At 63.8% G+C, this 25,823-nt stretch carries 21 protein-coding genes; 15 read left to right on the top strand and 6 right to left on the bottom strand.

Features of this window, described 5'->3' with window-relative positions; all coding sequences use genetic code 11:
• Nucleotides 1–25: 25 nt before the first annotated feature.
• The gene (locus H3T92_RS07860; protein WP_198189815.1) at nucleotides 26–2,434 is read right to left on the bottom strand and encodes a S9 family peptidase; all 2,409 of its coding nucleotides are present in this window, start codon (nucleotides 2,432–2,434) and stop codon (nucleotides 26–28) included.
• A gap of 348 nt (nucleotides 2,435–2,782) precedes the next feature.
• Here H3T92_RS07860 and H3T92_RS07865 point away from each other — a divergent pair, with 348 nt between their 5' ends.
• The 8 genes from H3T92_RS07865 (at nucleotide 2,783) to pknB (ending at nucleotide 12,742) form a co-directional block, all read left to right on the top strand.
• The gene (locus tag H3T92_RS07865) at nucleotides 2,783–3,634 is read left to right on the top strand and encodes an LPXTG cell wall anchor domain-containing protein (protein ID WP_198189817.1); all 852 of its coding nucleotides are present in this window, start codon (nucleotides 2,783–2,785) and stop codon (nucleotides 3,632–3,634) included.
• Between the two features lie 199 nt (nucleotides 3,635–3,833).
• Nucleotides 3,834–4,538 (top strand): FhaA domain-containing protein, encoded by a 705-nt coding sequence (locus H3T92_RS07870; protein ID WP_015021121.1) that lies wholly within the window; start codon nucleotides 3,834–3,836, stop codon nucleotides 4,536–4,538.
• A 36-nt stretch (nucleotides 4,539–4,574) separates the two neighbouring features.
• Entirely contained in the window at nucleotides 4,575–5,090 is a 516-nt protein-coding gene (locus tag H3T92_RS07875; protein WP_415873709.1) for an FHA domain-containing protein FhaB/FipA, read from the top strand.
• A gap of 6 nt (nucleotides 5,091–5,096) precedes the next feature.
• The gene (locus H3T92_RS07880; RefSeq protein WP_198189821.1) at nucleotides 5,097–6,647 is read left to right on the top strand and encodes a BofC C-terminal domain-containing protein; all 1,551 of its coding nucleotides are present in this window, start codon (nucleotides 5,097–5,099) and stop codon (nucleotides 6,645–6,647) included.
• Nucleotides 6,644–8,134 (top strand): FtsW/RodA/SpoVE family cell cycle protein, encoded by a 1,491-nt coding sequence (locus H3T92_RS07885; RefSeq protein ID WP_198189823.1) that lies wholly within the window; start codon nucleotides 6,644–6,646, stop codon nucleotides 8,132–8,134. Before H3T92_RS07880 ends, H3T92_RS07885 begins: the two co-directional genes overlap by 4 nt.
• The gene (locus tag H3T92_RS07890) at nucleotides 8,131–9,594 is read left to right on the top strand and encodes a peptidoglycan D,D-transpeptidase FtsI family protein (RefSeq protein ID WP_198189825.1); all 1,464 of its coding nucleotides are present in this window, start codon (nucleotides 8,131–8,133) and stop codon (nucleotides 9,592–9,594) included. The genes H3T92_RS07885 and H3T92_RS07890 overlap by 4 nt, the downstream gene beginning before the upstream one ends.
• Nucleotides 9,591–10,583 carry a serine/threonine-protein kinase gene (locus H3T92_RS07895; RefSeq protein WP_198189827.1) on the top strand — a complete coding sequence of 331 codons (993 nt, stop codon included), beginning with the start codon at nucleotides 9,591–9,593 and terminating at the stop codon, nucleotides 10,581–10,583. The genes H3T92_RS07890 and H3T92_RS07895 overlap by 4 nt, the downstream gene beginning before the upstream one ends.
• Nucleotides 10,580–12,742 carry a Stk1 family PASTA domain-containing Ser/Thr kinase gene (pknB, locus tag H3T92_RS07900; RefSeq protein WP_198189829.1) on the top strand — a complete coding sequence of 721 codons (2,163 nt, stop codon included), beginning with the start codon at nucleotides 10,580–10,582 and terminating at the stop codon, nucleotides 12,740–12,742. Before H3T92_RS07895 ends, pknB begins: the two co-directional genes overlap by 4 nt.
• Before the next feature lie 241 nt (nucleotides 12,743–12,983).
• Here the strand turns inward: pknB and H3T92_RS07905 are convergent, their stop codons facing one another.
• Both H3T92_RS07905 and H3T92_RS07910 read right to left on the bottom strand, forming a co-directional pair.
• Nucleotides 12,984–14,114 (bottom strand): class E sortase, encoded by a 1,131-nt coding sequence (locus H3T92_RS07905; RefSeq protein ID WP_198189831.1) that lies wholly within the window; start codon nucleotides 14,112–14,114, stop codon nucleotides 12,984–12,986.
• Nucleotides 14,115–14,867: a DUF881 domain-containing protein gene (locus H3T92_RS07910; protein WP_101431771.1), complete on the bottom strand. Its 753-nt coding sequence runs from the start codon at nucleotides 14,865–14,867 to the stop codon at nucleotides 14,115–14,117.
• A 90-nt stretch (nucleotides 14,868–14,957) separates the two neighbouring features.
• Here H3T92_RS07910 and crgA point away from each other — a divergent pair, with 90 nt between their 5' ends.
• A complete protein-coding gene (gene crgA / locus H3T92_RS07915) occupies nucleotides 14,958–15,377 on the top strand; it encodes a cell division protein CrgA (protein ID WP_024627538.1) in 420 nt (139 codons plus the stop codon).
• Between the two features lie 402 nt (nucleotides 15,378–15,779).
• Here the strand turns inward: crgA and H3T92_RS07920 are convergent, their stop codons facing one another.
• Nucleotides 15,780–16,541 carry a rhomboid family intramembrane serine protease gene (locus H3T92_RS07920; protein ID WP_232342027.1) on the bottom strand — a complete coding sequence of 254 codons (762 nt, stop codon included), beginning with the start codon at nucleotides 16,539–16,541 and terminating at the stop codon, nucleotides 15,780–15,782.
• A gap of 154 nt (nucleotides 16,542–16,695) precedes the next feature.
• Here H3T92_RS07920 and H3T92_RS07925 point away from each other — a divergent pair, with 154 nt between their 5' ends.
• Nucleotides 16,696–16,926, top strand: a complete 231-nt coding sequence (locus H3T92_RS07925; RefSeq protein WP_015021110.1) for a hypothetical protein — start codon at nucleotides 16,696–16,698, stop codon at nucleotides 16,924–16,926.
• 133 nt (nucleotides 16,927–17,059) lie between these two features.
• Nucleotides 17,060–17,479 carry a sterol carrier family protein gene (locus H3T92_RS07930; RefSeq protein WP_045923787.1) on the top strand — a complete coding sequence of 140 codons (420 nt, stop codon included), beginning with the start codon at nucleotides 17,060–17,062 and terminating at the stop codon, nucleotides 17,477–17,479.
• A gap of 6 nt (nucleotides 17,480–17,485) precedes the next feature.
• Here H3T92_RS07930 and H3T92_RS07935 read toward each other — a convergent pair whose 3' ends face one another.
• Nucleotides 17,486–17,869 (bottom strand): DUF3073 domain-containing protein, encoded by a 384-nt coding sequence (locus H3T92_RS07935; RefSeq protein WP_024627535.1) that lies wholly within the window; start codon nucleotides 17,867–17,869, stop codon nucleotides 17,486–17,488.
• A 153-nt stretch (nucleotides 17,870–18,022) separates the two neighbouring features.
• Here H3T92_RS07935 and trpS point away from each other — a divergent pair, with 153 nt between their 5' ends.
• Nucleotides 18,023–19,108, top strand: coding sequence for a tryptophan--tRNA ligase (trpS, locus tag H3T92_RS07940; RefSeq protein ID WP_198189833.1), 1,086 nt, complete (start codon nucleotides 18,023–18,025; stop codon nucleotides 19,106–19,108).
• On the opposite strand, the gene H3T92_RS07945 is transcribed toward trpS, so the two are convergent.
• On the bottom strand, nucleotides 19,105–20,817 hold the full coding sequence (locus H3T92_RS07945; protein WP_232342029.1) for a threonine/serine ThrE exporter family protein: 1,713 nt from the start codon (nucleotides 20,815–20,817) through the stop codon (nucleotides 19,105–19,107). The genes trpS and H3T92_RS07945 overlap by 4 nt on opposite strands.
• Before the next feature lie 306 nt (nucleotides 20,818–21,123).
• On the opposite strand from H3T92_RS07945, the gene H3T92_RS07950 reads away from it, so the two are divergent.
• The 3 genes from H3T92_RS07950 to H3T92_RS07960 form a co-directional block, all read left to right on the top strand.
• Nucleotides 21,124–23,883, top strand: a complete 2,760-nt coding sequence (locus H3T92_RS07950; protein ID WP_198189837.1) for a phosphoenolpyruvate carboxylase — start codon at nucleotides 21,124–21,126, stop codon at nucleotides 23,881–23,883.
• Nucleotides 23,884–24,144: 261 nt separating this feature from the next.
• Entirely contained in the window at nucleotides 24,145–24,291 is a 147-nt protein-coding gene (locus H3T92_RS07955; RefSeq protein WP_198189839.1) for a hypothetical protein, read from the top strand.
• 193 nt (nucleotides 24,292–24,484) lie between these two features.
• Nucleotides 24,485–25,823: InlB B-repeat-containing protein (locus H3T92_RS07960; RefSeq protein WP_198189841.1), on the top strand; the 1,339-nt coding region annotated here is incomplete at its 3' end.

Below are 25,823 nucleotides of genomic sequence, written 5' to 3' on the forward strand. Positions count from 1 at the left end.
AGCGTCAGCCCAAGCAGCCTTTTTGTCAGTCCGTCTTGTTCTTCAGGGCCTCCCGTAGGAAGTCCCGCTGCAGAATAAGCAGGTTCTCGGCAACAGTCTCGTCATTGGTCATATGGGTGATGCCGGTCAGCGGCAGGACCGTATGGGGACGGCCAGCCGCCATCAGAGCGCCGGAGAGCCTCAGGGTGTTGGCCACGGAAACGTTGTCATCCGCAAACCCGTGGATCAGCATCAGCGGGCGGCGCAGCGAAGGGGCGTCATCAATGATCCCATTGCGGCGGTAGACGGCCGGGTCCAGACCCAGATAGCGCTCAGTGTAATGGGTGTCGTAAAGAGTCCAGTCCGTGGGTGGGGCGCCAGCGCAAGCCGCATGGATACGGTCGGGAGCCCGCAGGACCGAGAGGGCCGACAGGAAGCCGCCATAGGACCATCCGATCATGGCCACATGCCCCAGGTCGGCCTCGGGAGCAAAGTCCGGCAGAGCCGCCAGAGCCTCAAGTTGATCATCCAGAGTCACCTGGGCCATGTCCTCGAAGATGGCCCGATCCCAAGCAGGCCCACGACCCGGCGTACCCCGACCGTCGGCGGTCAGGACCAGGAAGCCCTGATCCGCCCACCACTGGGACTCCCAGTAGTAGGACTGGTTGAAGACCACCTGCTGGGCGCCCGGCCCGCCGTAGGGCTTGAGCAGGACGGGCAGGCTGTCGGCGCTGGCGTAGGGGCTGGATTCGGACGGTCTGACGATGGCAGCGAACAGCTCGTGCTGGCCCATGCGCACGAAGTCCACGTTGGGAGTGAACCCTGGATCGCTGCTGGTGTCGGCCAAGACGGCGCTCATAGCTCCCTGGCTATTGGTATGACCGGCATCCACGGCCCGCCGATCAGGACGATCCTGATGCTCCGGCCGTACAGACTCACCAGTCTGCCTAGCGCTGCTGTCGGGGCGGGCTTCGCCCACCAGACCCAACCCTTCAGCACCCAGTCGGTCCAGATCTCCATCAGCTCCCAGGTAGCAGTGACGCACTTGCCCCTGCGCCGAAGCCATGGTCCGGCCGCTGACCACGATGCCATGGCCGGCTCGCGAGGCGGACCACACTCCGGGCAGACGGTTGAGCACATGGATGGAGCCGTCATAGCTCAGGCGCATCAGGTCGAAACTGCGGGGATCAGTGGAGACCACCGCCAGCACGTCGCGGTCCTCCACAGACAGCACCTGTCGAATCTGGCAGCCAGCAGGAGAGAATACCTTTCCGTCCAGGCGCAGCCGCGTGGTATCGGCTTCTGTATCGATGAAGGCATCCACCAGCCCGCCCTGGGGCTGGTAGGCCGGCAGCCCCGGCACCAGGTCGATCCACTGGTCGTTGCCATGCTCCTGCAGCACCCTGGTAGCCACCTTGGGCGCCGCCTCGGGATCAAGCAGGGTCATATTCTGCCCTGGCTCCAGGTCCTGGCGGGCATCCGGCACCTGCACATCCAGAATCCTGTCCTCGGTCTGTCGACGGTTCTGAACCAGCAGCAGGGGCCGATGCCCGTCCTGCCAGCGGACCACGGCCAAGTACTCGAAGGCCTGATGATCCCAGTCCACCTCGCCCACCCAGGGGTCGGTGTCATCCTGGCCCAGGAGGACCAGGCTCAGCCCAACGCGGGCATTGGCAGTAAGGGCCTGGGGATACCGCCGGGCGCGCGGCCCGACCTGGGGATTGGCCGGATCGCTGATGTACCAGATCGGCTCATCGGAGGAATCCGTGTGCTCGACCAACAAGGCCCGGGAATCCGGCGACCACCAGAACCCCTGGTAGCGGTCCATCTCCTCGCCGGCCACGAACTCGGCCAGGCCCAGCTGCATCCGATCATCGGTGCCGGGGCGCAGGGCCAGGACAGCCCTTTCTCGATCCTGCCCGGCATCCTGCCCGATAGTGACCACCATCAACCGGTCGCCAGTGGTATAGGCCACCATAGTGCCGTCCGGACTGATGGCAGGATTGAGCACAGCCGAATCGCTGTCTTCCAAACTCAGGACCCGCGTGGAGGCGGTGAGACCATCAGGGGCAATCAGTGAGAGCCAGAGCCGACCGCCCAAGGCAAAGACCACCCGATCCCCGGCAGCGTCCACGCTGTAATCGACAATGCCCTCGCCGCCTTCTCGCGAGCGCTCCCTGCGAGCCAACTCGGCGGCCGGCACCTGTTCCTGGTCCGCATCCTCCAGCAGGGCCCTAGGGTCGGCCAGGAGCACCTCATGGTGGCGGCCATCCTGGTCAAAGACGGACAACCAGAGCCCGGTCACCAGGTCTTCAGGTCCGTCGGAGCGTAGAAAGACAGCCCGTGAGCCGTCCCCCACCGCCAGGGCCGACCGTGGCGCACCCAACGTAAACCGCAGGGTCCGGGCCTTGGCCCGCGGATATGCCTCCATCGCCCGATCCACCTCTTCGGCCATGCTCGCTCCTCGACTATCTCTGACATGATCCCCATGACCATGCATCTGCCACGATGATAAGCGCCCAGGTGCCAAAGGGAAATTCGAATATCTCAACTGCGAAGCGCCACCCAGCCCGCAGCAGACGTTAATCGTTCTACATGAGAAATTCTTATTGCCGAATATGGCCTATTCCCGGCCTTCGGCCGGCCGATGACCATTCCCTGCGGTAGAATAGTAGCGTGTTATCGCCAAAGACTGGTTGATGATGCCTGTTTCCCAGGGGTCGGGGTGTCAAGGCAGGACACCCCATGAATGTATCTGGGGAGCAACCGACAATAGAGAAAATAGAGGTAACCAATGAATATCATGGTTCGTTTCAAACGCGCATGCGCAGTACTCGCTGCCGGCGCCACCCTGGCAGGCGGCCTAGCGTTGCTGCCTACCGTGGCCCAGGCTGTCGAGAGCAAGAATGTCCAGACCAAGGCCGCTACTTACACAATCACGTTTAACGACACCGGTGCTGGAACCGTGATTACTCGTACTACCGGCACAGACGGCAAGCTGAAACTCGAAGATGTCCCAACGCCTACAATGTCCACTGAGTTGAGCGAGCAGAATGTGAAACCTGACGGCTGGGTTGAGGATCCAACAGACCCAAATCAACATCCGATCGACTTCGCCAATCATGTTTTCACCGACAAGGCCGAGCTCTATCCTCACTTCGTGGAGTTAAAGCCCACCCCCACCCCCATTTACAACGTCACTTTCATCAGTGTGAATCCGGCAGATCCGGACAACCTCGGTGCAGCCGAGGCGGAAGCGATTCAAACCAATGATAAGCGACAGCTGCCTCACGAACCCCACGTTTACAATTTCGATGGTTACACCTTCGACGGTTGGTTTAACGAAAATGGCGGGTCCCGTTACGTCCCCGGTGGCACCTACACCGCAGACACTATTTACAAAGCCAGGTACACCAAGGTGACCACTCCCAACGAGCCTAACAAGCCTGGTCAGACCGCTCCGGTTGACAACAACACCAAGCAGCCTGCCAAGGACAACAAGGCTCCCGCCAAGGATCCGGCTAAGAAGGATGCCAAGAACAACAACACTCTGGCTCAGACCGGCGCCGATGCCGTGGCTCCTCTGGCCATTGCCGCTGGCCTCTGCCTGGCTGCCGGCATCACCCTGGGTCTGCGTCGCAAGCTGGCTCTGTGAGCCTGCAGGCTTCGGCCTGACCCATGATGATTGAAGTTCAAAGGCCCCTTGGTCCATTGTGGCCACGGGGCCTTATCCATGCCCGGCAGTCGCGGTCGTTCGAACCTGTTCATTGAAGAAATTGCAAGCATCCGACCGCCCATTACCCCCTTCCGGCAGGGTCACGTACTATGAAAGGGTTATATGGAAAGGGATGACTATGAGCGTTCTCGATCGTTTCGAGAAGAGCGTGGAAGGCGCCGTTAACGGTGTCTTCTCGAAGTTCGGCTCCAAGGACCTACAGCCCGTCGACCTGTCGAGCGCCCTCGAGCGTGAGATAGACTCACAGGCCATGCCCGTCGGTCGCGACCGCACCGTGGCGCCCAACGAGTATCGGTTCAGACTATCCACCCCAGACTTCGACCGCATCGAGCAGTGGGGTTCGGAGGCTCTGGCCAACGAGCTGGCAGATAACCTGACCAAGTACGCCGAAAGCCAGCACTATGCCTTCGTCGGCCCGGTCGTGGTCATTTTCGAGGAGGACCTCAACCTGAACAAGGGCGACTTCCACCTGTCTGCCGAGTCGGTCCAGGGCAACGCGGCACCCGTCACCACACCCGAGGAGTCCAAGGACTGCCCGGTGCTGGAGATCAACGGCCGCCAGTACCTGCTGACCGCCCCCATCACCACCATCGGCCGTGGATCCTCCTGCGACATCGTCATCGACGACGCAGGAATCTCCCGCCGACACCTGCAGATCGAGATCACTGACAAGGGCGTGGTAGCCCGCGATCTGGGGTCCACCAACGGCACCTATGTAGAGGGACATCAGGTTCCCGCAGCCACCCTGCTGGACGGCAATACCATCACCATCGGCCGTACCCGCATCCTCTACTGGGCATCGTCACAGGAACAGGATTCGTAAGTCGCCCAGACCTTGAAGTAAGGTCGAATCATTATGCTGACTGAACTGACATTCGCCATCCTCAAATACGGATTCCTGGCTCTGTTATGGGTATTCGTCTGGCTGGCCATCCGTTCACTCCGCAAAGACATCGAGACTTTCAGCCCCAAGACCTCTCATACCCGCCGACGCAGTGAGCGCGCAGCCCAGCGCAAGCTTCCGGCTGCCGCCAGATCCGTGCCTATCGCCCCGGTCAGCCAGACAGAGCCTGCAAGCGACGACCCGTCTTTGCTGGTAGTCATTGACGGACCTCTGGCCGGCTCCTCCACGCCGCTGTCCGGACAGCCCATCACCTTGGGACGCTCCTCCTCGAACACCCTGGTGCTGGACGACGAGTTCGTCTCAGGGCATCATGCGCGGGTCTACCAGGATCCTGCATCAGGCCGATGGGCCATTGAGGATCTGGGATCCACCAACGGCACCGTCGTCTCGGGACAGAAAATCACGGCGCCGACAATCCTACCGGCGGAGGTTCCCGTACGCATCGGAGCCACCACCTTCGAGTTGAGGTAGCCGCCCATGACCAGGAACGACGCGAGCCAAAAGCTGTTCCTCTACTCCACGGCGGTTTCAGACGTGGGGTACGTGCGCAGCAACAACCAGGATTCTGCCTTCGCCGGCGAGCGCCTGGTGGCCATGTGCGACGGCATGGGCGGCCACGCAGGCGGGGATACGGCCTCGACCATAGCCATCCGATCCCTGGCCCACATCGAACGCGACGACCGTGAGCAGGACGTGCAGTCCCTGGCTCGGATGATGGAGACCTCGGTCATCGCGGCCCATGACGCCATCGTGGGCAAGGCCAAGCGCGAACACCGCCTGTCAGGCATGGGCACCACGGTCACGGCCCTGGCTCTGGCCGACGACTCCTGGGTGCTGGCCCATATCGGGGACTCCCGGGGCTACCTCCTGCGGGATGGCAAGCTGATCCGGATGACCCAGGACCACTCCTATGTGCAGCACCTGATCGACACCGGCCGCATCTCCCCGTCTGAGGCCCGCAACCACCCTCAGCGCAACGTGGTCATGCGTGTCCTGGGTGACTTCGACATCGACCCCCGCCCGGACATCTCCATTACCAAGGCCCTGCCCGCAGACCGCTGGATGATCTGCTCGGACGGCCTCTGCGGCGTTCTGGAGGACTCAACCATCGCCGAGGTGCTGTCCACGGTCTCGGACCAAGCGGAGTGCGCCCAGCAGCTGGTCACCTTCGCCCTGAAGGCCGGCAGCACCGACAACGTGACTGTGGTCATCGCCGACGCCACGCTGGCCTTGGACGCCGACGCCTTTGATCTGCCCCATCAAACCCCTCTGGTCGGCGGCGCAGCCAGCTCCAACCTGGAGGCCCTGGCTGACATCCTGGATGAGCCCGTAGCGGCTGCACCGCGCCTGCGCGACCAGTCCCGGGAGTCCCCTGCCAAGCGTGCCGCCGATCTGACCCAGGACCGGGATACCGCCAAGCAGGAGGACGAAGACGAAGATGGCCGCACTGCCCAGCCCTCGGCGGCCCGCGAGGAGAGCGGCGAACGGCATGTGCCCGACACCAGCGAGATCCCCGTCGTCCGCAAGAAGGACGGCTCGGCCTCAGCCGACCCCTATGACCCCGACGTGGCTGACGCCATCCACAAGGAGCACCTGGAGCAGCGCAAGCGCCAGCGCTCCCGGCACCGGAGAATTCGACTGATCCTGGCCGGCATCATCACCCTGGTAATCCTTGCCCTGGCCGGAGGCACAGGCGCCGCCTATCGCTGGAGCCAGGAGCAGTACTACCTGGGCACGGATCAAGGCCATGTGGTCATCTACCAGGGTGTGCCCACCAAGGCCTTCGCCCTCTCGCTGTCCCACCCGGTGCAGACCACGGACATTGCCGTCAAGGGGCTGCCCCAGTCCTGGCGCGACCAGTTGGAAGAGGGCATCACCGTCTCCAGCATGGACGACGCCCAGGAGCACGCCAGCCTGATCCGCAAGGAGGCCGGCGACCTCAAGCGCGAGCGCGCCAAGACGGCTGCTTCCCCGTCAGCCTCGTCCTCGCCGTCGAAAACCAGCCAGGACGGGCGGCACTCGTCATGATCGCCATCCGTCTGCGCCGCATAGGCCTTCTGCTCTTCTCCCTGCTAGTAGGGTTCATCGGCTTCTTCCAGATGTTCGCCCGCTCGGCGGGCCGCTTCCCTGGAGACTACGCCGCCCTGCTGGCAGTCACCGCCGCCCTCTTCATCGCCCTCTGGGTCCTCTTGGAGATTTTCCAGCCTTATGGCAGCCAGGCCATCCTGCCCAGCATCGTCATTCTGAGCTCGCTGGGCATCACCCTGATCACTCGCATAGATCTGCGCAACGCCCGGATCGGCCAACCCACACGAGTGGGCTTCACCCAGCTGATCTGGCTGTGTCTGGCCCTGGTCCTGTGCGGACTGCTGGTGGTGCTGCTCCGGGACTACAGACTGCTGCGTCGCTTCTCCTATGTGAGCATGGTGGTGGGTCTGGTCCTGCTCCTGTCGCCCATGCTTCCCGGCATCGGCCGCGAGATCGGCGGCGCCCGCATCTGGATCGGCATAGGGTCGCACACCCTGCAGCCCGGCGAATTCGCCAAGCTCTTCCTGGCCTTCTTCTTCGCCGCCTACCTGTTCGACCACCGAGACCAGCTGGCCGTGGGCGGCAAGAAGGTGCTAGGCATGCGGATGCCCCGAATCAAGGATCTGGGCCCCATCATCATCGTCTGGCTCATTTCGCTGGCCGTCCTGGTCATCCAGCATGACCTGGGCACCTCGCTGATGTACTTCGCCATGTTCGTCTCCATGCTCTATGTGGCCACCGGCCGCACCAGCTGGATCGCCATCGGCTCGGTCTTCTTCGTCATCGGGGCCGTGGCCGCCTCCATGATCTTCGCCCATGTGGGCGCCCGCGTGGACGCCTGGCTGCACCCCTTCAGCGACGCTGAGTTCAGCAAGGCCTTCGGAGGATCCGGCCAGCTGGTGCGCGGCATCTTCGGCCTGGCCGCCGGCGGGCTGACCGGCACCGGTCTGGGCCAGGGACGCCCCTGGATTACCCCCCTGGCCAACTCCGACTTCATCTACACCTCGGTCGGCGAGGAGCTGGGGCTGAGCGGCCTGCTGGTGATCCTGGCCCTCTACCTGGTCATCGTGGCCTCGGGCATGATCACGGCCATGAAGATCAAGGATGGCTTCGGCAAGCTCCTGGCCTCCGGCCTGGTCTTCACCATGGCCTTCCAGGTCTTCACCGTGGTGGGCGGCATCACCCTGGTCATCCCCCTGACCGGCCTGACCATGCCCTACATGGCGGCGGGCGGCTCCAGCCTGGTAGCCAACTGCATCCTGGCCGTCCTGCTGATCATCATCTCCAACGCGGCCAACAAGCCGGCGCCCGAGGTCAGCTCAGACACCTTCAAGTACGAGGCCCTGGCCGTCCTGCGCCAGCAGGAGACCAGCAAGCGCAGCGGACAGGACGACTCGGACCATAACGATTCGAACCAGGATGAGAAGACCGACCTGCCAGCCACCGGCCGCATCCCCGCCCGCCAGGTGCGAGGAGGTGGACAGTGAACAAGGCCCTGCGTCAACTTTTCAACGCCGTCATCGTCCTCTTCGTCATCCTGGGGCTTTCCAGCTCCATCATCATGGTGATCCGGGCAGGAAGCCTGAACTCGGATCCGCGAAATCTGCGCGCCCTCTACCACGAATATGCGGCACCCAGGGGAGCCATCCTGACCTCGGACGGCGCCGTCATTGCCCAGTCCGACCCCATCAACGACTCCTTCCAGTACCAGCGGCACTACAACAAGGGGGCCGTCTACTCGCCCATCACCGGCTACTACTCCATCACCAGCCCGGCCGACCGGGGAATCGAAGCCTCGCGCGACCGCCTGCTGAGCGGCCAGTCGGACAGCCTGTGGATGGACCGGCTCAAGTCCCTCTTCACCGGCACCCAGAACAAGGGCGCATCCATCGAGACCTCCATCAATCCCGGCATGCAAGAGGCGGCCTATAACATGCTGGGCAACCTGTCCGGATCGGTGGTGGCCATTGAGCCCTCCACCGGCCGCATCCTGACCATGGTCAGCACGCCCAGCTACAACCCCGGCGACCTGACCGCCCACGACAGCGGCGATGCCTCCCAGGCCTACCAGAAGCTGGCCTCCCGTTCCGACAACCCCATGCTCAACCGGGCCACCTCGCAGCTGTATCCGCCCGGGTCCACCTTCAAGGTGGTCGTGGCCGCCGCCGCCCTGGAGTCCGGTCAGTACCACCCCGACAGCCAGCTGCCGGCGGGAGCCTCGTACACCCTGCCCGGCACCAACTACAACCTGACCAACGCCACAGCCACGGGCAACGGGGTCAACGGCAGGATCAGCATGGAGAACGCCCTGGCCTACTCCTCCAACACCGCCTTCGCCCAGCTGGGGGTCAGCCTGGGCGGCAAGACCTTGGCCGAGCAGGCCCGCAAATTCGGCTACGGCTCCACCATCACCCTGGACGGGACCAACTCCACAGGCCGGCCCATGAAGGCTGTGGCCTCCAAGTTCCCCGAGGACCAGTCCCAGGACCGGCTCGCCCTGGCCTCCATCGGCCAGGGGGACACCCTGTCCACCCCCATGCAAGCCGCCATGACGGTCGCCGCCGTGGCCAACGGGGGCAAGCTCATGCAGCCGACCCTGGTTGACCGGGTGCGTTCCAGCGATCTGAGCGTCATCAGCGAAACCACGCCCTCGGTCTACTCACAGGCCTTCTCATCAGATACCGCTAAGGCCCTGACCACCATGATGGATGCGGTGACCACCAAGAGCTACCCGGAGCTGGCCATCCCCGGCATGCAGGTGGCGGCCAAGTCCGGCACGGCCCAGATCGGCGCGGGCAATGCGGCAAATGACGGGTGGATGGTAGGATTCGCCCCGGCCGATAACCCCAAGGTGGCTGTTGCCGTCGTGGTGCATGGCATCTCCTCCTATGGCATGGAGATCGCCGGACCGATCATGAAACGCGTCATGCAGGAGGCTGCCAAGTGAAACTGGTACAGGGACAGCTCATCCATCGACGGTACCGTCTGGACCGCCGTCTGGCCCAAGGGGGCATGGGCGAGGTCTGGAAGGGCTACGACATCGAACTGGGCCGCGTGGTAGCCATCAAGGCCCTGCGCGAGGACCTGACCAACGAGGAGTCCAAGCTGCTGAGGCTACGGGCCGAGGCGCACAATTCCGCCAACCTGGCCCACCCCAACATCGCCGCCCTCTTCGAGTACTACGAGCATGACGGCATCGGATTCCTGATCATGGAATACGTGCCCAGCCAATCCCTGGCAGACATCTACCGGGACCGGGGCGCCCTAGACCCCATCGAGCTGCTGCCCATCCTGATCCAGACGGCCCGGGGGCTCTACGTGGCCCACTCCCACGGGGTCATCCACCGGGACGTCAAGCCGGCCAACATCATGGTCTCCGACACCGGCGAGGTCAAGATCACCGACTTCGGGGTCTCCTACTCCACCAACCAGGGGCAGATCACCCAGGACGGCATGGTGGTGGGCACGGCCCAGTACATCTCGCCCGAGCAGGCCCAGGGCCTTCAGGCCACCCCCCAGTCAGACATTTATTCCCTGGGCGTGGTGGCCTACGAGGGGCTCTGCGGGCACCGGCCTTTCACCGGCGCCACCCCGGTGGACATCGCCGCAGCACACGTCAACGACCCTGTGCCGCCGTTGCCCGACTCGGTGGACAACCAACTCATGAACTTCGTCATGTCCATGCTGGCCAAGGACCCGCGGGACCGCCCGGCGAATGCACTGGTGGTCTCGCACACACTGGCCAGGATCGAACAACGGCTGCTGGACCAGCAGCTTGGCGAGACCGAAGTCATCGACCCGCGCGCACCCATGCCTAGGCGGATCATGAGCAGGCCGCACGCGGTAAAAGACATCTTCAGGCCCTTCTGGGGGCACTATGGAGAAGGAAGCGCACAGCGCGGCCTTGAAGCGACGAACGGAGGGGATACCCTATGAGCATCACACTGCCGCCGTCCCTAGCGGACGGACGATACCGTCTGGGACAGCTGATTGGACGCGGTGGCATGGCCGAGGTCCACAAGGCTGTGGACACACGTCTGGGAAGGACTGTCGCGGTCAAGATCATGCGGTCCGATCTGGCCAACGACGAGGTCTTCCTCTCGCGGTTCCGGCGGGAGGCCCACTCGGTCGCCCTGCTCAACAACCCCAACATCGTCTCCATCTACGACTCAGGCGAGGAGATACTGACCGACGACCAGGGCAACCATGAGCGGGTGCCCTACCTGGTCATGGAGTACGTCAAGGGCCAGACCCTGCGGTCCATCCTCAAGGAGAACGGCGCCCTGAGCCAGCGCGACAGCGAGCAGGTCATGCTGGGCATGCTCAGCGCCTTGGACTACTCCCACCATATGGGCGTCATCCACCGGGACATCAAGCCCGGGAACATCATGATCTCGGAGCAGGGCATCGTCAAGGTCATGGACTTCGGCATCGCCCGGGCCATGGACGATTCGGCCGCCACCATGACCCAGTCCCAGGGCGTGGTGGGCACGGCCCAGTACCTGAGCCCCGAGCAGGCCCGCGGCGAGAGCGTGGACATGCGCTCCGACCTCTACTCGGCCGGCTGCGTCCTCTACGAGATGCTGACCGGACGGCCGCCCTTCAACGGGGATTCGGCCGTGGCCATCGCCTACCAGCACGTCACCGAGGTGGCCACTCCGCCCAGCAGCATCGTGCCCGGCCTGCCGAAGATGTGGGACTCCATCTGCGCCAAGGCCATGGCCAAGGACCGGCAGAACCGGTATGCCACGGCCTCCGCCTTCAAGAGCGACATCCTGGCCTTCATGAACGGCGGAACCCCGGTGGCTGCCGCCTTCAACCCGCTGACCGACCTGGCCAACGTCAAGGCCCGCAAGGATGCCGAGCAGGGCACCGAAACGGCCACCATGCCGCTGACCGAAGAGGAGACGGCCGCCACCCAGGCCTTCAACCCCGTCCAGGATTCGCTCAACCCTGCTGCTGCCACCGGCGTAGCCACAGCTGAGCGCACAGCCGCCAAGACGGCCCAGCAGAAGGCCAAAAAGCGCAAGAAGATCATCATCGGCGCCGTCCTGGGAGCCCTGCTTCTGGTGGCCGCCGGACTGGGTCTCTGGACGGTCGTGAACCGGAACCATCATCAGATGGCCGAGGTGCCTACCATCAACGCGCAGATGTCACGGATCCTCGCCCGCGAGAAGGTCACCGCCGCAGGCTTCCACTACCAGGAGAAGGAGGACCACGACTCGGCTGAGCCCAAGGGGACCTTCACCAAGCAAAGCCCCAAGGGCGGAAGCATGGCCCCCAGAGGCTCCACAGTGACCGTCTGGTTCTCCTCCGGGCCTAAGGACACGGCCATTCCCGATGTCAAGGGCATGAACCAGCAGGAGGCCCGCAGAACCCTGGAGAAGGCCGGATTCAAGGTCTCCCCCGCCGCCTCGGTGGAGGACAGCCAGGACGTGCCCAAGGACCATGTGACCCGCACCGATCCCGCCGCAGGCCAGAGCGTGGCCAAGGGAACCAGCATCCTGATCTACATCTCCTCGGGCATGACCAAGGTGCCTGATCTGTCTGGCAAGACCAAGGACGACGCAACCAAGACCCTGCAGAGTCTGCACTTCAACATCACCATCCGCGAGCAGGCCTCCAACACCGTGGCCAAGGATATGGTCATCAGCACCGATCCGGCTGCCGGGTCCTCCGTCCAGCAGGGAGCCATGATCACGGTCACCGTCAGCAACGGCATGCAGTTGGGCAACTACATCGGTATGACCCTAGGCGAAGCCAAGCGCACCCTGGGCCAGGGGGTCAAGATCACGGTCAACGGCCCTGGCAACGACAACGCCGAGGTCACCGGCCAGGATCCTGCCGCAGGCGCCTCTTTCGACAAGTCCAAGGACACCATCACCCTGACCACAGCCATCCGCATTCCGCCCTTCTCCCAGGGCGAGACCTTGGGCAGCTACCGGCAGAAGCTGACCAACAGCGGTGTCAGCGCCGACAGGATCACCTCCATCGGCAAGGACACGGACAAGGTGACCGCTGTAAACCCAGCGGCAGGAAGCAGGGTGGACGACAACACCCCCATCACGGTGACCACCATCAGCTCCACCAACTGACCTGATATGGTTCCGGCGGGCACCGTCCTGCCGCCGGGACCATATGTTGGGTCATATAAGGCGGGGCAGCATGGGTACGGGGTGAATATAGCGGCGCCTTCCAGACCATGGCCACCGTGGTGTCTTAGATAAACTAGGGCAATCACTTCCGGCAGTCGGCAAGATATGACATCAATAAGCGGCGGGGCCGCAGGATCTAACGTGATCCTGCGGCCCCGCCGCTCTTCCTATGCCGTCTAGGTCAGAAGGTGGAGTAGTTGGACATCTGTCTGAGCATGGGCACGTTGCTGGCCAACCATGGGAAGCCCCATTCCATCAGGGCACAAACCAGCGCCAGCAGAAGCAGAATCAGCAGAAGCCATCGAATCGGGGCTATGCCGGACTGGTGCCGCAACAGCCAGCCGTAGAGGCTGATCATGGGCTGGGGCTTCTCGCCCTTGCGAATCTGCCGCAGCAGGGGGTAACGCCAGGCAGCCAGTGCCGCCAGGTAGATGATCAGATAGGCTGCTGCCAAAACCAGGAAGACCGGCTGCAGAGAACCCAGCCTGGCCATGACCGAGCCCTTGTCGTCTGCAAAGGCCACATTGCTGCCACGGTCGCCCAGCAGTTCCTTGGGCACGCCGTCGGACACCTTGGCCCAGTAGCCGAATTCGCCCCAGCTGATCCACCGATGGGTGGCCGTGGTGTACTTGGGCTCGCAGGTGGTCAGCGTGATCATGCGCCGATCAGGAGCGTCGCTGGGTGAATAAGGGTTGGGGGCGATGACGCTCACCTCTTCGGGCGAGACGATCTTGTACCGGGTGTAGTGGTAGACGTACCAGTAATCCTTGGTGCGCAGGACGATGGCATCGCCCACCCGCAGCTCGTCCACATGGCCCAGCGGCTCACCATAGCCGGCGCGGTGTCCGGCTATGGCCACGTTGCCCATCTCGCCCGGCATCTGCGTATTGGGGTAGTGCCCCAGTCCCGCGTAGGCCAGCTCCCGGGGCGACGTGCCCTGAACCACATTGCGCTCCCAATGCTGTCCAAACCGAGGAATGTAGGCCTGGGCCATCAGTTCACCCTCGGCGGCCTGCTTGGGCTGTACCGGCGGCGCCCCTTTCTGAGGCTTAGCCACCTTGCGGGAGTCGCCCGATCCCGGGTTGCTCCAGGAGGTCGATGCCCGGGCCTGCAACTGCTGATGCTCGGACTGCACGCCGGTCCACCAGAGCTGCCAGACCACGTAGAGGGCGCAGATGACGGCAAGGGTAATCAGCAATTCCCCTACGATTTCTGCAATGCCCACCAGCCAGGCTCGTCGCTTATCCGCCGGCTTGTCGGCCGCCGGCTTGTCGGCCGACGTCTTGTCGTTCTCCGCGTCCTCTGTCGTCATTTACCGTGCCTTCTCATCTAGCGATGCGTACTGGAGTGGCTGCAGGACAGCCGTCGTCTCAGGGAATCTCAGATTGTCCGAAGATTCGACATTCCAACCCAGACCCACCGTATTCACATACTCCTTGTAAACGCGGATGGATGGCGAAGCATTCAGGGACTTGGTCATCCGATCGACTGGTCCTATGGCTGAAATCTTATATGGCGGCGAGTACTTTCGGCCGTGCAGCAGCAGCACATTGCCCACGCATCGCACGGCCGTGGTGGGCAGCACCCGCTGATCCTGGATCCGCATGGATTCGGCTCCCCCGGCCCAAAGCGCATTGACCACGCTCTCCACATCCTGCTGGTGGATGACGTAATCGTTGATGTTGGCCGTCGACCCGTCGGACCCCACCTTCTGCTGCCAGAGCGGGGAATCGTTGAGGGTCACCGTCAGCCCCGGCCCCTGGACGGCCTTGAGCACCGTGCCTGAGCCAGGGTCCTCGCGGGACTGGTCCGAGCTGCCCTTGTCGTCGGTCAGGGTCTTCAGCGCGTTGATCTGCGAGCTCATGTCATTGATGTCCTTGCGCAGCTCGGCAGCCTTGTTCTGGCGCTCCTCCACCAGCCCGGCCGTGTCCGAGGTGACCGTGACCGTCCTGTTGACACGGATGTTGGTGGTCAGCATGTACCCGACCAGGGCCAGCACCACAGCCACGGACACTGTGCCGACCAGGGACCTGCGCGCACCGTGCCTTCCCGTCCGTCTGGTCATAGGCATACCCTCATCCTCGTCTGCGATAGTATTACGTTCGAGTCTAACCGCTACTATGGCTTAGTAGATCTACTGAAGGAGAATAACCTCATGGCAGAGCATCAACTCCATGATGACGAGGACCAGGCGGTGGACGAGGCCAAGACCGCTGACACTGGCGAGGACGCCGAGGACGAGGAGTACGGCCTGTCCATGGACAAGGTGGAGGCTGTGCTCAACCAGAACGTTGACAAAAAGCACATGACCCCGCAGATGCGCCGCATCGTGCAGCGTCAGGAGGAGAACACCCGCCGCGTGGAGGACACCATCAAGAGCACCAAGGCCAATCCACGTTGGTTCGTGCCTCTCTTCGTCACGCTGATGGTGGTGGGCCTGATCTGGATCGTGGTCTACTACATCGCCTCCACCCGGGGCAATGTCTTCCCCATCCCCGGCATCGGCAACTGGAACCTGGCCGTGGGCTTCGGCATTCTGCTGGTCGGCTTCCTCATGACCATGTGGTGGCACTGATCCAGTCGCCTTGTTCTTTAGGGACCCCACAACCGCTCAGGCACGGCTGTGGGGTTCTTTGTATACCTGCCTATAACCGTCCACACCTGAACGTTATGCATGTGTGGATTCAAGCCTCCAGCTCCACCTATTTCATCCACTGTTGTCAGACTCAAGCCACAGTTATCCACAATCGCCCGAATTCATCGTGGACTTCCTAGGACACTCGTCCACAACCCTACTGCTGATTGGGTTCTGCCTTCACTTATCCACTTTTTGCCGGTATATATGCACCAGTTCTGGATACTTATTCCCAGGTTATCCACACGATTGTCAACAAATGTGGATAGATGACATCCATGTCATTTACCGATAACGAGACCCAAAGCGGAGACGAGATAGTCGGCAGCCAGATGCTGATTTTCAGCGCATGGGGTTGGCCATGTTGCAGCCCAAAGCCAACAGGACCAGGGCCGCCAGGAAGATCAGCGTGGGCAGCAGCCAGGAGAGCAGGCCATGCACCCGCGAGCCAGGCCGGCCCATGTGCAGCAGGGCCAGCATGAAGAGGCCGCCGACTATGAATCCGCCCACATGGTCCTGCCAGGCGATGCCGGGCACAAACAGGGGCATGCAGAAGTTGATGGCCATCCAGACCACCATGGAAACGATGTCGATCCCCAGACGGCGGTAGACCACCAGGATGGCGGCGAAGAGCCCGAAGAGCGCGCCCGAGGCCCCGATGGCCGACGTGCCCCATCCATTGGGCGCCAGGACCGCATAGACCATCAGCCCCAGGTCTCCGCCCAGCCCGCTGATCAGATAGAGGGCCAGAAAACGCCCATGCCCTATCAGATTTTCCAGCACCGGCCCCACAACCCAGAGGGTGATCATGTTGAAGAGGATGTGCGAGACATTGGTGGCGTGCAGAAATATGTTGGTCACGAACATCCAGGGCTCATGAATGGCCGTAATCGGCACGAAGGCCCAGTAGCCCAGCAAAAGCCGCTGGTAGCGAAGCGGAGCCAGCAGGTACAGGGCCATCTGGATGACCCAGGCCACTATGCAGATCAGGGTGATGGCTATGGTCACCACCGGAGCATGGTCACCCCAGTGCCGCCGGATCCAGCCCAGCGGCCCCCGACCGTTCCCTCCGCCTGCGAAACCGGTGCCCATGCCATTGACCATGAACCTTACCTTACCTGACCATCCGGCCCGGGGTGTGCGGTTTCCGTGCCGCAATGGCACCGATGCGCCCCACAGTTCGCCGCTTTCTACTAGGATGTTGACTAGGTCGGTCGAAGTGGGCAGGACCGACGAAAGTCGTCGAAAGGAGCCAAACATGGAGAATTCATCTTCAAACGGCTGGAAGTTCTTTGCACTGCTCTTCGGCACGCTGCTGGCCGGCGTTGTCGCTCTGTTCGTATACAAGCAGCAGAACCCGGATTACGATCCCTGGGAGGAGCCATGGGAGAACAGCTCATCGCCAGTCGACCTGGGCCTGGCCAAGGATGAGGAGGACAAGGGATCCGAGGACCCCGAGACCCCTCTGCAAGCGGGCGCACAGGCCTGACCGTTCCGGTCGGGAAGGAATCCGACCCAGCGTCAAAGACGTGAGGGCAACGGGTTCCTTTTTTCATGCCTGAATTCGGCCCGGCTGCAGCCTGCTGGACACGCCTGTTGGGGCGGCGCGTCACAATGGAGCCATGAGTGCCATACGGGAAGCAGACATGGAAGAAGGCCGCCGGGATTTTCTGGCCTGGCGCGATGCGGCCAAGGAGGCCGCGAATAATCTGGGCCCGGAGGGCGACCGGCTGACAGTGGCCCCGCAAACAGACAGGCGCAGCAAGGCCATGGCAGTCCGCTATTCCCTGCACATGCTGGAGATCAAGGCCCCCGGCCCCGGCGTAGAGGTCAGGGTGGCGCCTTGGGGGGCCGTCAAGATTCTGGACGGGCCGGCATCCGACCCGCATAACCTGACCCCGCCCGACGTCATCGAACTGGACCCGGATGTCTGGCTGCGTCTGGCCGCCGGTGTCACCAGCTGGAGCGAAGAAGCCGCAGCCGGGCATATCAGCGCCGTGGGCGAGCGAGACGATCTGCACGAGCTGCTGCCGCTGGTATGAGGCCGGCTACTTGCTCGCGGACCCCTTGGCTGCGGTCTTCTTGTCCTTGTGGTGTTTGAGCGCGCTTGGCACGGGAATGGGTATGCGCTTGTGGGGCTTGGGCGTGGCCGGCATCTCGCCAGAGGTGGCCTTGGCAGCAGCCTCGGCGGCCCACCGGGCGTAATCGTCCAGATCATCGTCCGTGGAATCCTCGGGGTCCTGGCCCCCCGATTTGCGCGAATCCGGTTTGGAGTACTCCTCTTCAACCATTTTGAAGGGATCCTTGCCCCTGGTTCCGGGTTCCTTGCTGCTGAGCTCTTTGGCCAGCTCGTCGTAATCCGTGTCCGTTGTCAGATATTTGAGCTTCCGGGCTATTTTCGTCTGCTTAGCCTTCTGACGTCCGCGGCCCATCCGACCCCCTTCGCCAGGTAACGTGCACTTAGGCAACTTGAATGTGAATTTGCATCATTTATGAGAGTACCACCTGAGCATCTTGTCGGCTCGGACTTTTACCATAAAAGCAATTCCCAGAACGACATTCGGCACGACGGCAAGGGTGGGACCATGCAGGAAGAAGTCACAGCGGCAGGCAACGAGATCAGCGACAGCTTCAGAGCCGCCAAGCATCGGTCCGACCAGGTGCTGGCCGAGCTGGACAAGAATCCGAGCCGCTACACCATGCTGACCGGCGACCGCCCGACCGGCAGGCTCCACCTGGGCCATTACTTCGGCTCCATCCGCGAGCGCGTCCAGATGCAGAATCGCGGCGTGCACACCAACATCGTCATCGCCGACTACCAGGTCATCACCGACCGGGACACCACCGAGCACATCCGCGACAACGTGCTCAACCTGGTGCTGGACTATCTGGCTGCGGGCATCGACCCCAGGAAGACCATGATCTTCACCCATTCGTCCACCCCGGCGGAGAACCAGCTGCTGCTGCCCTTCCTCTCCCTGGTGACCGAGGCCGAGCTCCACCGCAACCCCACCGTCAAGGCCGAGATGGAGGCCAGCGGCCACGCCCTGACCGGCCTGCTGCTGACCTACCCGGTCCACCAGGCCTGCGACATACTCTTCTGCAAGGCCAACGTCGTGCCCATCGGCAAGGACAACCTGCCACATGTGGAGCTGACCCGGACCATCGCCCGCCGCTTCGACGAGCGCTACCCCGGCCAGGCCCCGGTCTTCCCCGAACCTGATGCCATCCTGTCCGACACCCCTGAGATTCCGGGTCTGGACGGACGCAAGATGAGCAAGTCCTACGGCAACTCCATCATGCTGGGAGCCACCGCCGAGGAGACGGCCAAGCTGATCCGCAAGTCGCCCACCGACTCCGAGCGCAGGATCACCTTCGACCCTGTCAACCGCCCCCAGGTCTCCGCCCTGCTGACCACGGCCGGCCTGGTGACCGACCGGAAGCCCGAGGACATCGCTGAGGAGATCGGCGATGCCGGCTCGGGCGCCCTCAAGGCCTACGTGACCAAGTCGGTCAACGAGTTCCTGGCGCCCCACCGCGAACGCCGGGCCGAGCTGGCCAAGGACATGGACGCCGTGCGCGACATCCTGGTCGAGGGCAACAAGCGCGCCAACCAGATAGCCGAGGAGACCCTTGATCAGGTCCGCTCGGCCATGGGCATGCGCTACTAGACGTCGTACCGCCAGGAGCGGTCGGTCAGCACCCGGGCCGTGACCAGGCCGATGGGCAGGCAGATGATGACCATGAAGGCCCGGAAGGCCCAGTCCAGGGCGTTGAGCGTATTGAACTGCCCCAGGTAGAACATGGCCCGGTACATATACAGGCCGGGCACCATGATGACGATGGAGGGCACGGTCAGGCTGATTCGTGGGTAGCCCAGGTGGGGCGGCAGCAGGCCGTGACGGACCGAGGAGCGCCAGACCGTGGCCAGCATGCCGGCCAGGAAGGCGCCCAGAAAGGCGGCCATCTCCGGAGGGACATGAAGCAGGTCCTGCATCTCCAGACGCATCGTGTCGGTCAGAGCGCCGATGACGGCAGCCACCAGGGCCATGCGCTGGGGTGAATTGAAGAGGACCGAGAAGCCCCAGACCCCGCAGAAGGCCGCAATCAAGCGCAGGCCGGCCATCAGCCAGGGGCTCAGGTTCATGGGTTCAAAGCCCTGGGGGTTGAGCATGACCATCCGCGCCACGGCCCATCCGCCCAGCGTGGCCACCAGGATGATCGAGAAGGCGTAGGTGATGCGCTGCACCCCAGACGGGAAGTCCAGCTTGGCGATGTCCAGGCCGCCGGTGACCAGGGGGAAGCCGGGAATGACGAAGAGGATGGCGCCGATGTAAGCCGTGTCGTGCTTGAGGGCCACCGGGTCGAAGATTCCCACCAGCCTCAGCGTGCCGACACAAGCCAGGGCGGCGATGATGACCGCCACCCCGGTGGCGAAGAACTGGTTGATCCGCCTGCCCAGCATCTGACGGCGCACCCACTGGCCTATGCCAGCGCCGACGAAGGCTCCGGCCATGTCATAGGGGCCGCCGCCCAGCAGGAAGACGAAGGCTGCGCAGGCCACGGCCGAGGCGAAGCCTGAGAAGAGGGGCGAATAGAGGGGTTTGCGTCGCTCGATCAGGTCCAGGCGTTCGTGCGCCTGCCGGACCGTGATGCCACCCCTAGCCTGTGGCTTTGGGGACGCGGGCTTGTCAGAGGGGGCAGGCCGCCCAGCCTCAGAGCCGAGCCCTTGGCTGGTTGCAGACGGTCCGGTGGCTGCAGAACCGGCGGCGCTCGAATCCGAATCCTTGGAATCCGCCGGCCGAGGCGTGGAGCCTACGGTGCCCAGACCGGCGGCCGTCCTGGTGTCTATGGCCGCTGCATCGATCCGGTTCTGGCTGATCTCGTCCTCGTTGTGCACGGCGGTGGCCACTGCGTCCTTGAGCGCCTTGGCCGCATCCTGGTCCTGGGCCAGCACCTCCTTGACCGCCTTGCGGGCCGCCGCATAGACGTTCGGCTCGTCCAGGTTGTCCACCAGCTCCCGGGAGACCACCGTCATGGTGTGGTAGGTCCCCGCCTGCCCGCACTTGACGCTGAGCCAGTCCGCGAAGTGTTCCAGCAGCCAGATCCGCTCGGTGTTGACCCCGGTGGTGGGCAGGTCCACCACCTCGGTGATGCGGGACACGCCATCCGTGCAGGTGGCCTCGATATCGGTCAGGTTCACGTCGGCCCGCACATGCACGCCCATGGGATAGGCAATCCTATGCATCATCTCGCGCACGCGGAAGCTTCCCGTGCCGGCCCCCAGCTCCAGCATGCCCACCCGCACAATCAGGCTGGTCTTGGCCGCGATGCAGGCCTCGACGATGGGCTTGTCGTAATCGCGTTCAATGTCCTCCATGTCCAGCGGAATGGAGTGGGTGTGGTACTTGCTTACCCGTCTGACCTCGGCTGCGGTCCTGCCGCGATAGCCGTCCTTGGAACTCCTGCTCTTGAATTTCACACCCACATTCATACTCCACCCGGGTCACGTGCCCTTGCACCGCCGCACGGGACCATGAAACGTATCCGACCCGAAAGCGTCCTAGAATGGGCCGCGAGCCATCGAACCGAAGGCTGTGGGCCTGCAACGCCGACCACTAATAACCGCGGAGGAGCCGTGGAATGGTCGAAGACCGGGCAACCTGCGATTCGACAAGGAGGACTGATGACAGACAGTAATCAGCAAATCACGGCTGCCGATGCGACCCTGGTCACATCCGGCACCGGGACCAAGGGGCCGGAGGAACGCAAGCTGCCTCAATCGTTGGATGAGGACATGGCCTTGTGCCTGCGGCTGCTCAGGGATGTGTTGGGGGAATTCGATCAACAGCTGCTCAAGCGGTTCGACTCCCTGCGCGAGGACGTGATGACGGCCAGCGCCGAGCACTTCAACCGCCACCCCTCGGACCCCGTGCCCGACGAGGACGGCCTGTCCAAGGCCGTGGCCCTGATCGACGACACCTCGGTCAAGGATTCCCAGCTGCTGGCCCGCGCCCTGACCACCTACTTCCACCTGGCCAACCTCTGCGAGGAGAACTACCGGGTGAAGGTCCTGCATGAGCGCGAGGGCAAGGTGGACCTCAAAGTCAAGGGCACCGACCCCATCAACGAGATGACCAGCGCCTACAGCCAGCTGCTTCAGGAGATGGGCCCGGCCAAGGCCTCGGAGCTGCTGGAGAAGCTGGAGTTCCACCCCGTCTTCACCGCCCACCCCACCGAGGCGCGGCGCAAGGCCGTGGAGGGCAAGATCCGGCGCATCGCCAACCTGCTGGCCGTCCGCCGCGGTCTGGGCGGTTCCGAGCTGGAGGAGAACGAGCGTCTGCTGCACAACGAGATCGACGCCCTCTTCCGCACCTCGCCCATCGCAGCCAAGAAGCCGACGCCCGTCGAGGAAGCCAACACCATTCTGGACATCTTCGACGCCACGCTCTTCGAGACCATTCCCAAGGTCTACCGCCGCTTCGACGACTGGATGCTGGGCAAGAAGGCCGGCATGGTCAAGCCCGTCTGCCCCGCCTTCTTCCACCCGGGCAGCTGGATCGGCTCCGACCGTGACGGCAACCCCAACGTGACCGCCAAGGTCTCGCGCAAGGTGGCGCGCAAGTTCTCCGACCACATGCTCAAGGCCCTGGTCAAGGCCACCACCACCGTGGGCCGCAACATGACCATGGAGGTGACCACCACGCCCCCCAGCCCCGAGCTGAGGAGCCTGTGGAGCCACCAGAAAGAGATGAGCGAGCGCCTGACCGACCGGGCCACCACCATCTCGCACAACGAGCTGCACCGGGCCGTGGTCCTGGTCATCGCCGACCGCCTGCAGGCCACCATCCAGCGTGACGCCGACCTTATGTATGCCGACTGCAACGACTTCATCGCCGACCTGCGCGTGGTCCAGGACTCCCTGGCCAAGGCGGGCGCGGCCCGTCAGGCCTACGGCCCCCTGCAGGATCTGATCTGGCAGGCCCAGACCTTCGGCTTCCACATGGTGGAGATGGAGTTCCGCCAGCACTCCCTGGTCCACGCCCGCGCCCTGGAAGACATCCGCGAACACGGCCTGCACGGCGAGCGCGGCGAGCTGCAGCCCATGACCCACGAGGTGCTCGACACCTTCCGGGCCCTGGGAGCCATCCAGAAGCGCAACGGCCAGAAGGCCGCCCGCCGCTACATCATCTCCTTCACCAAGTCGGCGCAGAACGTCAAGGACGTCTACGAGCTCAACCGGCTGGCCTTCGAGCATGCCGAGGACGTGCCGGTCATCGACGTGATCCCCCTGTTCGAACAGCTGGAGGACCTGCAGAACTCGGTGGACGTGCTGGAGGAGATCATCAAGATCCCCGAGGTCCAGGCCCGGCTCAAGGAGACCGGCAACAAGATGGAGGTCATGCTGGGCTACTCCGACTCCTCCAAGGACGCCGGCCCTGTCTCGGCGACCCTGGCCCTGCACTCCGCCCAGGAGCGCATCGCCAAGTGGGCCGAGAGCCATGACATCGACCTGACCCTCTTCCATGGACGCGGCGGCGCCGTAGGCCGTGGCGGCGGCCCTGCCAACCGTGCTGTGCTGGCCCAGCCTGTGGGCTCGGTCAACTGCCGGTTCAAGCTGACCGAACAGGGCGAGGTCATCTTCGCCCGCTACGGCAACCCGGTCCTGGCCATCCGCCACATCGAGTCCGTGGCTGCGGCCACACTGCTCCAGTCCGCGCCCAGCGTGGAGGAGCGCAACACCACCATGACCGAGAAGTACGCGGACATGGCCGACAAGCTGGACCAGGCCGCCCACGAGCGCTTCCTGGACCTGCTGCACACGCCGGACTTCGCCCCCTGGTTCTCCATCGTGACGCCCCTGAACGAGATCGGCCTGCTGCCCATCGGCTCCCGGCCGGCCAAGCGCGGTCTGGGCGCCAAGTCCCTGGACGATCTGCGGACCATACCCTGGGTCTTCTCCTGGGCACAGGCCCGCATCAACCTGGCCGCCTGGTACGGCCTGGGCACCGCCTGCGAGAAGTTCGGCGACCTGAAGACCCTGCGTCAAGCCTACGAGGAATGGCCGCTCTTCAGCACCTTCATCGACAACATCGAGATGAGCCTGGCCAAGACCGACGAGCGCATCGCCAAGATGTACCTTTCCCTGGGCGACCGGGACGACCTGAGCCAGAAGGTCCTCTCGGAGATGGAGCTGACCCGCAAGTGGGTTCTGCAGATCGTGGGCGACGAGTGGCCCCTGCAGCACCGCCACGTGCTGGGCCAGGCCATCCGGATCCGCTCTCCCTATGTGGACGCCCTGTCGGTGACCCAGGTGCGTGCCCTGCGGGCCCTGCGTCGCCGCAACGACAAGGAGGAGCTCAGCAAGAGCCAACAGGCCGACTTCATCTACCTGATCCTCTGCACCGTTTCGGGAGTCGCCGCCGGCCTGCAGAACACCGGCTGATCTCTTCTTGACGGTTTAAGGATGAGGCCCCGTTCTCTTGCAGATAGCAGGAGGCGGGGCCTCGCCGTATCCAAGTGCCCCTGACGCGTTCGTGTGTTGTTTGTGGGTCGGGTGGTAGGGTGAAAAGCGGGGGATGTCGAAAAGACGACTGGCTTCGCCATTGGCTCCTGCGATTTGATGCAGGGTTGGCGTTGACAAACAGAATTTGAGTAGGCAAACGGCATTGATTCCGTTTGGTGTTTGGTAAGGGGTTTTGGTTTCATGCATCTGGTTTCCCGTCTGCGTCGCATCCTGGCGATGGCTGTCGTCCTGCTGGGAATGCTTGCGGGCCTGGGCGTCGCATCCGCCCAGGCGGATGCTCCTGTCCTCACCGGGGGGGGGGGGTCGTCAGACCCCTCGCGTAGCTGAGCAAACCCCCGGCACTCTCCCCAGCAACGCAACCAGCACACCACTGCCCACACCATCACCAATACAAACCACCACACCATTAAACCCGACAGCAAGCCCAGGAACCCCGTCATCGACGACAGGAACACCCGGCAGCGCAGACTCCACTCCTGCCAAGCCATCCGAAAAGTCGGATGGTCAGGCTTCGCATACAGTGCGCTTCGACCCTGCCGACGGCAGCACACCTACTCAGTCAACCGTGAAAACCGGCACGCTCGCCGCTCCCCCGCAACAGAACCCAGTGCGCGAGGGCTTCCGGTTCGACGGATGGACATACGACAACCAGCCGTTCGACTTCCGGACCCCCATCCTCCAGGACACGACCCTGAAAGCCCAATGGTCGAAGACCACGGACTGGACGCTGAGCCCGGATCACGGGCCCGCCGCCGGCGCCCGGCTGACCATCAGCCCGCCCGACAGGCAGGAGCCTCAGTTCGCCAGCATCCACGCCGCTGGAGACCGGTTCCTCGGCATGGCCGGCGACGGGCGGATCTACACCTGGACGCAGGACAGCACGCCCAAACCAGTTCCCTCCCCCGCCCAGGCTCCTGCCGGGTTCCGCTACCTGCAGGTTGCAGCCGGCAGCCGCCGGCAGGCCGCGATCGGATCCGACCAGCGGATATACACCTGGGCCAGCGGACAAACAGCACCTACGCTCCTCGACACCGGCAAGGATGCCGGGTTCACCAGCATCAGCACGGACAATGACCTCCTGCTGGCGGTGGACCGGCAGGGCCAGGTCCACACCTATCAGGCCAGCAAGGCCGACAGCCAGAACCCGGAACTTATACAGCAGGCCGCAACCAGCCTGCCCGGGCAAGCGCAGGCCGTCACCGCCGTCGCCTCCGCCAGCCAGGCGCTCATCGTGGACGCTGACGGGCAAGCCTGGACCTGGGACACCAGCAAGACAGGAAACGGCAAGCCCGCACGCGTCAAGCAGCAGCCGGAAACCCGCACCGTCCAGGCCCAGGCCCTCAACCAGGGGTTCCTCCTCCTGGACGCGGACGGGCAGGCCCGGCACCTGCCAGACGGCAAGAGCAGCCCGACAATCGTCAGCCTGCCCGGCGGCGAGCAAACCGGCACAATCAACAGCAGCGACAATCAGGCCACGATCATCGACAAACACGGCCACGTCTGGGCCTGGAAGCCCGGCGAAACCCCCAAGCGCGCGGACGACGGGAGCCAGCAGTACATGCAGGCCACCGCTGCCGGCGGCAGAATCGCCGCCGGCAGCAGGCAGGGCAATATGTTCACTTGGAGCATGGACGGGCAGGGCCAGCCCGGCAAACCCGACAGGCTAGGCACCGCACAGGCGCCCACCCTGGCATCAGCCAGCCTGGACGGCCAGCCGCTCAGCCTCAGCAAGACCGGCAGCGCCTGGCGGGCTGAAGCTCCCGCCCGCAAGCCGGGGCCGGCCGCCATCCTCATCACGGGCAGGCAGGACGGGCAGCCTTTCGCCAGGAGCCTTGCGTACACGGTCGACCAGCCGCCGG

The organism is Bifidobacterium sp. W8112 (assembly GCF_016101425.1).
In the GTDB taxonomy this organism is placed as follows: domain Bacteria; phylum Actinomycetota; class Actinomycetes; order Actinomycetales; family Bifidobacteriaceae; genus Bombiscardovia; species Bombiscardovia apousia.

Bases quoted from the DNA above. Each gene is read 5' to 3' on its own strand.
- H3T92_RS07925 (WP_015021110.1), top strand. From the start codon at position 16,696: ATGGAGAATTCATCTTCAAACGGCTGGAAGTTCTTTGCACTGCTCTTC.
- H3T92_RS07865 (WP_198189817.1), top strand. From the start codon at position 2,783: ATGGTTCGTTTCAAACGCGCATGCGCAGTACTCGCTGCCGGCGCCACC.
- H3T92_RS07955 (WP_198189839.1), top strand. From the start codon at position 24,145: ATGCATCTGGTTTCCCGTCTGCGTCGCATCCTGGCGATGGCTGTCGTC.
- H3T92_RS07950 (WP_198189837.1), top strand. From the start codon at position 21,124: ATGACAGACAGTAATCAGCAAATCACGGCTGCCGATGCGACCCTGGTC.
- H3T92_RS07905 (WP_198189831.1), bottom strand. From the start codon at position 14,114: ATGACGACAGAGGACGCGGAGAACGACAAGACGTCGGCCGACAAGCCG.
- H3T92_RS07885 (WP_198189823.1), top strand. From the start codon at position 6,644: ATGATCGCCATCCGTCTGCGCCGCATAGGCCTTCTGCTCTTCTCCCTG.
- crgA (WP_024627538.1), top strand. From the start codon at position 14,958: ATGGCAGAGCATCAACTCCATGATGACGAGGACCAGGCGGTGGACGAG.
- pknB (WP_198189829.1), top strand. From the start codon at position 10,580: ATGAGCATCACACTGCCGCCGTCCCTAGCGGACGGACGATACCGTCTG.
- H3T92_RS07870 (WP_015021121.1), top strand. From the start codon at position 3,834: ATGAGCGTTCTCGATCGTTTCGAGAAGAGCGTGGAAGGCGCCGTTAAC.
- H3T92_RS07910 (WP_101431771.1), bottom strand. From the start codon at position 14,867: ATGACCAGACGGACGGGAAGGCACGGTGCGCGCAGGTCCCTGGTCGGC.
- H3T92_RS07860 (WP_198189815.1), bottom strand. From the start codon at position 2,434: ATGGCCGAAGAGGTGGATCGGGCGATGGAGGCATATCCGCGGGCCAAG.
- H3T92_RS07935 (WP_024627535.1), bottom strand. From the start codon at position 17,869: ATGGGCCGCGGACGTCAGAAGGCTAAGCAGACGAAAATAGCCCGGAAG.
- H3T92_RS07945 (WP_232342029.1), bottom strand. From the start codon at position 20,817: ATGGAGGACATTGAACGCGATTACGACAAGCCCATCGTCGAGGCCTGC.
- H3T92_RS07930 (WP_045923787.1), top strand. From the start codon at position 17,060: ATGAGTGCCATACGGGAAGCAGACATGGAAGAAGGCCGCCGGGATTTT.
- H3T92_RS07880 (WP_198189821.1), top strand. From the start codon at position 5,097: ATGACCAGGAACGACGCGAGCCAAAAGCTGTTCCTCTACTCCACGGCG.
- trpS (WP_198189833.1), top strand. From the start codon at position 18,023: ATGCAGGAAGAAGTCACAGCGGCAGGCAACGAGATCAGCGACAGCTTC.
- H3T92_RS07920 (WP_232342027.1), bottom strand. From the start codon at position 16,541: ATGGTCAATGGCATGGGCACCGGTTTCGCAGGCGGAGGGAACGGTCGG.